The 5,960-nt window shown below is 68.0% G+C and carries 6 protein-coding genes and 1 pseudogene; 2 read left to right on the top strand and 5 right to left on the bottom strand.

Features of this window, described 5'->3' with window-relative positions:
- Together QOC69_RS11210 and crgA are read right to left on the bottom strand one after the other, a co-directional pair.
- On the bottom strand, window positions 1-321 hold a 321-nt coding region (locus QOC69_RS11210; protein ID WP_526439363.1), incomplete at its 3' end, for a PH domain-containing protein.
- 155 nt (window positions 322-476) lie between these two features.
- Window positions 477-761, bottom strand: a complete 285-nt coding sequence (gene crgA / locus QOC69_RS11215; protein WP_526439365.1) for a cell division protein CrgA — start codon at window positions 759-761, stop codon at window positions 477-479.
- Window positions 762-876: 115 nt separating this feature from the next.
- Between crgA and QOC69_RS11220 the strand changes: the two genes are divergently transcribed.
- Together QOC69_RS11220 and QOC69_RS11225 are read left to right on the top strand one after the other, a co-directional pair.
- Window positions 877-1,626, top strand: coding sequence for a DUF881 domain-containing protein (locus QOC69_RS11220; RefSeq protein ID WP_526439367.1), 750 nt, complete (start codon window positions 877-879; stop codon window positions 1,624-1,626).
- A gap of 21 nt (window positions 1,627-1,647) precedes the next feature.
- Entirely contained in the window at window positions 1,648-2,322 is a 675-nt protein-coding gene (locus tag QOC69_RS11225; RefSeq protein ID WP_526439369.1) for an aminodeoxychorismate/anthranilate synthase component II, read from the top strand.
- Here QOC69_RS11225 and pknB read toward each other — a convergent pair.
- The 3 genes and pseudogenes from pknB to pbpA all read right to left on the bottom strand — a co-directional run.
- Window positions 2,300-4,183 (bottom strand): Stk1 family PASTA domain-containing Ser/Thr kinase, encoded by a 1,884-nt coding sequence (pknB, locus tag QOC69_RS11230; protein ID WP_526439371.1) that lies wholly within the window; start codon window positions 4,181-4,183, stop codon window positions 2,300-2,302. The two genes, QOC69_RS11225 and pknB, sit on opposite strands and share 23 nt — an antisense overlap.
- Window positions 4,180-5,472, bottom strand: a complete 1,293-nt coding sequence (locus QOC69_RS11235) for a protein kinase domain-containing protein (RefSeq protein ID WP_526439373.1) — start codon at window positions 5,470-5,472, stop codon at window positions 4,180-4,182. The genes pknB and QOC69_RS11235 overlap by 4 nt, the downstream gene beginning before the upstream one ends.
- Window positions 5,469-5,960, bottom strand: a pseudogene (pbpA, locus tag QOC69_RS11240) (D,D-transpeptidase PbpA); the annotation flags it as partial. The pseudogene pbpA and the gene QOC69_RS11235, both read right to left, overlap by 4 nt.

A 5,960-nucleotide genomic window follows, 5' to 3' on the forward strand; every position in this document is an offset into this window, starting at 1 on the left:
GGCCGTGTCGAGCTCCAGCAGCCGCACCTTGCGCGCGATACGACGGAACTCCGTGATGCGTATCTTCGCGATGTCGTCGCGGTGCAGCAGATCGGTGCGCCACCACCCGCGGATCACCAGGCCGTCAGGCGTGATTGCCAGCTTTGGCCGCGCCCGCCAGGACATGCTTGCAAACGCGAGGAGTCCCACCGCGGCAATGCCCCCGAGGATGCGACCGGGGGCATCTGTGACTACGGTCACAACGCCGATAGCCATTATCAGACCCAGAAACCCACACGCTGCGATTCCAGCGGTCGACGGGCTCCACTCAGTTTGCTGCATCGCTTCTTAACACCCTCTAACCGTGGCGTATGGGGTTATCCACAGGCGCTATCCCCAATGGGGATGAATCACAACGATGTGATTGGGTGACGAAAAGGTTGCGGAATGGGTAACGCACCGAGACCACTTTGAATGCATCCTTGCGGGAAGGACGCTCACCGCCAGCGCATCGTGAGCAACAGACCGGTGATCATGAAGGCAAACGCGATGGCGTAGTTCCACTGGGCGAGGTCGGCCATCCACTTCAGGAAACTCGGCGCGTCCACCGGGTTGGTAGCCGCCAACTGGAACACCAGCAGCCACATCAGGCCGAGCAGCATCAGTCCGATGAACAGCACGACGAACCACATGCTCGACGGCCCGGCCTTGACCTTGACCGGAGTGCGACTCACCGAGTGGGCGGTGAAGTCGCTCTTCTTGCGAACCTTGGACTTGGGCATGGGTACCTTCGCGGACAGTCGGCGTCGCGGGTGCGACGATGGAGCGGATGCACTTGAGAGCCTAACCCAGCACGCCGTCCGGCAGAGAAATCCCAAGGCCACCGAGGAGGGGGCGATGAGCACCACACGCCGCTCCGCCTGGCGCTTCGGCGTACCAGCGGTCTGCCTGTGCGCCGGCCTGCTCCTGGCCGCCACCCACACCGCCTCCGACGGTGGCGAGATCCGTCGCAGCGACGCGCCCCGGCTCGTCGACCTGGTGCGCGATGCCCAGCGGTCGGTCGACCGGCTCTCCGGCGAGCGCGACGCGTTGGTGACCCAGATCGATACCCGTCACGGCGGCTCCCCCGGCGCCGACGCCGCGCTGGCCGCCATCACCGTCCGGGCCGACGGCCTCGCCGCCGACGCAGGCCTGGATCCCATGCGGGGGCCAGGTCTGGTGATCACCCTGACCGACGCGCAGCGCGACGCCGAGGGCCGATTCCCCGGCGACGCCTCCCCCGACGACCTGGTGGTCCATCAGCAGGACGTCCAGGCGGTGCTGAACGCGCTGTGGACCGCGGGCGCCGAAGGCATCCAGATGCAGGACCAGCGGATCATCGGCACGTCCGCTCCGCGCTGCGTGGGCAACACCCTGCTGCTCAACGGGCGCACCTACGGTCCCCCGTACGTCATCACCGCGATCGGTGACGTCTCAGCCATGCGGTCGGCTCTCGCCGCGGCGCCGTTGGTCATCCTCTACAAGCAGTACGTGGTGCGGTACGGACTGGGCTACACCGAACAACCGCGGGACCGCGTCGAGTTGGTCGGGCACGCGGCCCCGGTGCGGATGCGCTTCGCCAAGCCCGCCGGTCCCCTCGGCTACTGAGGACACCAGTAATCTGGTCTGATGCGGGTTCTCGTCGTCGACAACTACGACAGCTTCGTGTTCAACCTGGTCCAGTACCTGGGGCAGCTCGGGGTGAACGCGGAGGTCTGGCGCAACGACGACGACCGGCTCGCGGGCGACGGGGAGATCCGTGCGGCGGCCGACGAGTTCGACGGCATCCTGCTCAGCCCCGGCCCCGGCACGCCGGAGCGCGCAGGCGTGTCAATCCCGCTGGTGCGGGCGTGCGCGGCCGCGACGACCCCACTGCTCGGCGTCTGCCTCGGGCACCAGGCCATCGGGGTGGCGTTCGGGGGCACCGTCGACCGCGCACCCGAGCTGCTGCACGGCAAGACCAGCAGCGTGTACCACGCGAATATCGGTGTGCTGCAAGGACTCCCGGACCCCTTCACGGCCACGCGTTATCACTCGCTGACGATCCTGCCGGACACGCTCCCCGAGGTTCTACAGGTCACCGCGCGCACCGAGGGAGGCGTCATCATGGGCGTGCAGCACGTCGACCTGCCGATCCACGGCGTCCAGTTCCACCCCGAGTCGATCCTGACCGAGGGGGGTCACCGGATGCTGGCCAACTGGCTGACGCTGTGCGGAACGCCGCCCGCTGAGGCGCTGGTGGCCCAGCTCGAACGCGAGGTGGCCGATACGGTGCGCGCGGCTACTGCGCGAAGCTCAGCGTGATCGAGTCGCTGAATTTCAGCGGGGTACCCGGCGACGGACTCTGAGTCGCTACCCCGTTGGATGGCACGCCGCTGTTCTGTGCGTTTGGTCCCTTGATCAGGCCACCCGTCCAACCGTAGGAGTTACGCAGCAGCGGCTCCGCGTCGACCCAGAACTGTCCCACCAGATTCGGCATTACGAACTGATTGCCCTTGGATTCCTGGATCTGGATCATGGTGTCCACCGGAACGTTCTGTCCCGCAGCTGGTTCGGTGCCTACGACCTGCCCGGCGGGCTCGGTGCCGTCGACCGGGACGGGCAGCGTGTTCGGGAAGTCGGACGCGTTGAGGATCTGTTTGCAAATGTCGACGGTCTGGCCCACACAGCCCGGAATTACCTTGCTCCCCGGGCCCGTGCCCACGATGATCGTGATCACGTTCGTGATCGCCGACGTCGAATTGGCCTGTGGGTTGGTGGACATGACGCGGCCCTTCAACTCTGGCGTCGAGGCTGACGGGGCCTGCGTGACGTTCTCGAAGCCGGCGCTCTTGAGCTTGCGCTCCGCCTCGGCAGGCGACAGACCCTTCACGTCGGGCACCTCGGCCTGCTCGGGGCCCGTCGACACGTTGATCGCGATGTCGTCCCCTGCGGCCACTGCAGCGTTGGCGGGGGGGTCGGTGTTGATCACGCGGCCGGGCGGCACCGTGGAATCGGGGTTCCGCTGAATGTGGGTCTTGAACCCGCGGTTCTGCAGGGCCGCGGTGGCATCCAGCTCCGCCTGCCCCTTTACGTCGGGTACTTGCTGATCGCGGGGGTTGGCGCCGATCATGTTGATCCCGACGGTCACCACGACGGTCAGCACCGCCAGCACCGCGACTGCGATCAGCCACCGGCCGATGGACCCGCCGCGATCGCGCTCGACGTAGCCGGGCTGGTGAGTGGGAATGTGTTCGGTCGGCTGCGCGCGGCCGCGCGTTGGCGGCGGCGACGTCATCAGCGAGGTGCGCTCTGCGTCGGTGAACACCTTCGGGGCGTCGGGGGCTTCGCCGCTGTGCACGCGGATCAGGTCGGTGCGCATCTCCGCGGCGGTCTGATACCGATTCTCGGGGTTCTTGGCCAGCGCCTTGAGCACCACGGCGTCGAGCTCGGGGGAGATGCCGTCGTGGCGCTGGGACGGCGCGACCGGATCCTCCCTGACGTGTTGGTAGGCCACCGCGACCGGCGAGTCACCGACGAACGGCGGCTCCCCGGTGAGGATCTCGTAGAGCACGCAGCCCAGCGAGTACACGTCGGAACGGGCGTCGACCGTCTCGCCACGGGCCTGCTCGGGGGACAGATACTGCGCGGTGCCGATCACCGCGGCGGTCTGGGTCACCGGATTGCCGCTGTCGGCCAGTGCGCGGGCGATGCCGAAGTCCATCACCTTCACCGCGCCTGCGTTGCTGATCATGATGTTGGCGGGTTTGACGTCGCGGTGGATGATGCCGTGCTGGTGGCTGAAGTTCAGCGCCTGACACGCGTCGGCGATGACCTCGATGGCCCGCTGGGGCTCCATCGGACCCTCGGTGTGCACGATGTCGCGCAGCGTGACGCCTTCGACGTACTCCATCACGATGTAGGGCAGCGGCCCCGTCGGGGTCTCGGCCTCGCCGGTGTCGTAGACCGCGACGATCGCCGGGTGGTTCAGTGCCGCGGCGTTCTGGGCTTCCCGGCGGAAGCGCAGGTAGAAACTCGGGTCACGGGCCAGGTCCGCGCGCAGCACCTTGACCGCCACGTCGCGGTGCAACCGGACATCACGCGCGAGGTGGACCTCGGACATGCCACCGAAACCGAGGATGTCGCCGAGTTCGTAGCGGTCGGACAGGTGTTGAGGGGTGGTCATTGCCATGTCTGTTCTAAGGCAGCCAGGGGTAGGGCGGCTGCGCTGTTGTCTCCATCAATACCGATCGGCCCCTGATCTAGCCACTCCGGGCCGGGCATGGCACTCGGCGATGCAGGAGGCGGTGGGGGTATGACGGTGGTGCTGGTGTTGGTGATCGTGGGCGGCGGCGACTGGTTGGCCTTGCGATCCTGGGCGTTGAGCACGATCAGGATCGCGATGACGATGGCCAGCGCTCCGAGCACCCCGGCCGCCCACAACAGGGCGCGCTGACCGGGTGAGAAGGTGCGACGCTGCGGTACCGGAGTGCGGTGGCTGCCCGTCACGGGGCGGGGCCGGGCGGCGGCCGCTGGTCTGCTGCCGTAGTCGGCGACGGCGCGGGCCTGCGTGACCGACGGAATCGCCGCCGGAGCGGCGCGGCCGATGGACGGCGCGTGGTTCGGCCGGGGCGGTCGTCGCCCGGCGCGCACGGCGGCCACGGCGTCGGCGAACGGCCCGCCGGAGCGATAGCGGTGGCCGGGTTCCTTGGCCAGGGTGATCTCGATCAGTTCGCGCACGTTGGGCGGCAGATCGGCGGGCAGCGGCGCGGGCTGTTCCTTGATGTGCTTCATCGCCACGGTCAGCGCGCCTTCGCCGGTGAACGGCCGCCGGCCTGCGAGGGTTTCGTACCCGACGACGCCGAGTGAGTAGACGTCGCTGGCCGCGGTGGCGTCCTTGCCGAGCGCCTGTTCCGGCGCGATGTACTGCGCGGTGCCCATGACCATGCCGGTCTGGGTCACGGGCGCGGCGTCCACGGCCTTGGCGATGCCGAAGTCGGTGAGCTTCACCTGCCCGGTGGGCGTGATGAGGATGTTGCCCGGCTTGACGTCACGGTGCACCAGCCCGGCGGTGTGGGCGACCTGCAGGGCCCGGCCGGTCTGCTCGAGCATGTCGAGCGCGTGCCGTAGCGACAGCCGCCCGGTGCGCTTGATCACCGCGTTGAGCGGTTCACCGTTGACCAGTTCCATCACCAGGTAGGCGGTGCGTCCCTCGCCGATGTCCAGTTCGGTCTCGCCGTAGTCGTACACGCTGGCGATGCCGGGGTGGTTGAGCATGGCGACGGTGCGGGCTTCAGCGCGGAACCGCTCGACGAACTCGGGATCGGAGGAGAACTCCGCCTTGAGCACCTTGATGGCGACCTGGCGGCCCAGCCGGGTGTCGACGCTCTCCCACACCTGGCCCATGCCGCCGGTGGCGATCAGCCGCTGCAACCGGTAGCGGTCGGACAGCGTCACTCCGACGCGCGCGCTCATGATCCCTCCCGCAGCGCTGCAGCGATGGTGGCCCGGCCGATCGGCGCGGCCAGCGCACCGCCGGTGGCGGACAATCGGTCGCCACCATTCTCCACGAGAACCGCGACGGCGACCTTGGGGGCCTTGGCCGGTGCAAACGCGATGTACCAGGCATGGGGCGGAGTGTTGCGCGGGTCGGTGCCGTGCTCGGCGGTGCCCGTCTTGGAAGCGATCTGCACGCCGGCGATGGCCCCCTTCTGCTGAGTCGCCTGCTCGGCGCCAATCATCAGATCCGTAAGTGTAGTAGCGACCTGTGAGGACACTGCCCGCCGGACTTCCTGAGGAGTGGTGGTGCTGATGTTGGCCAAGTCGGGGCCCTTCAGGTCATCGACCAGATAGGGCGCCATCCTGACCCCGTCGTTGGCGATCGTGGCGGCCACCACGGCGTTCTGCAGCGGGGTCATTGCGACGTCTTTCTGCCCGATGCTCGACATGCCGAGGGCGGCTTG

This window comes from Mycobacterium sp. (genome assembly GCF_032162105.1).
Classification (GTDB): Bacteria; Actinomycetota; Actinomycetes; order Mycobacteriales; family Mycobacteriaceae; genus Mycobacterium.

Excerpts from the sequence above, each read along its gene's own strand:
- crgA (WP_526439365.1), bottom strand. The coding sequence starts at position 761 with ATGCCCAAGTCCAAGGTTCGCAAGAAGAGCGACTTCACCGCCCACTCG.
- QOC69_RS11220 (WP_526439367.1), top strand. The coding sequence starts at position 877 with ATGAGCACCACACGCCGCTCCGCCTGGCGCTTCGGCGTACCAGCGGTC.
- QOC69_RS11225 (WP_526439369.1), top strand. The coding sequence starts at position 1,648 with ATGCGGGTTCTCGTCGTCGACAACTACGACAGCTTCGTGTTCAACCTG.
- pknB (WP_526439371.1), bottom strand. The coding sequence starts at position 4,183 with ATGACCACCCCTCAACACCTGTCCGACCGCTACGAACTCGGCGACATC.
- QOC69_RS11235 (WP_526439373.1), bottom strand. The coding sequence starts at position 5,472 with ATGAGCGCGCGCGTCGGAGTGACGCTGTCCGACCGCTACCGGTTGCAG.